Annotated in this window: 1 protein-coding gene; it reads left to right on the forward strand. The window is 44.9% G+C overall.

From position 1 onward, the window contains the following. On the forward strand, positions 1-324 hold a 324-nt coding region (gene gspN / locus Q4503_RS18820), incomplete at its 5' end, for a type II secretion system protein N (protein ID WP_303603193.1). Positions 325-544 lie beyond the last annotated feature (220 nt).

Here is a 544-nt window from a genome sequence, read left to right on the forward strand (position 1 = left end):
GAAATTGACCTCACTAAAAACAACCAATGTATTAGTGCAACAGGTAATGGTGCATGGTCGAAAGCAGGCATAACCGCTTTAGATAAAACAGTGCCATTAGGTCAACTCAACGCAGACATTAGCTGCGCGAACGGCGTATTAACTTTGGTTATGTCACCAAAAAATGATTTAGGCTTAACCTTTACCGCATCTGTTGGTCAAAATGGTAAAGCCTCTGGCAAAGGTTATTTAAAGCCGGGCCCTAAGTTTCCAAGCGCCCTTAACGACGCCTTACCTTTTTTAGGCACGCCTGATAGCCGTGGTCGCTATCGTTTAGTGTTTTAATTGGCTAATCACCCTACATACGCCCTACATACGCCTTAAAAAAGAACATTGTTAGACGAAGGTGATCAACATCACCGTAGGGGCGAATTTATTCGCCTAATAAGAACAGGCGACTGAAGTCGCCCCTACATACACCCTACATTCACCCTGCATACGACCTAACAAAAAACATTGTGAGGCGAAGGTGCTCGACATCACCGTAGGGGCGAATTTATTCGCC

The organism is Colwellia sp. 6_MG-2023 (assembly GCF_030547765.1).
GTDB lineage: Bacteria > Pseudomonadota > Gammaproteobacteria > Enterobacterales > Alteromonadaceae > Colwellia.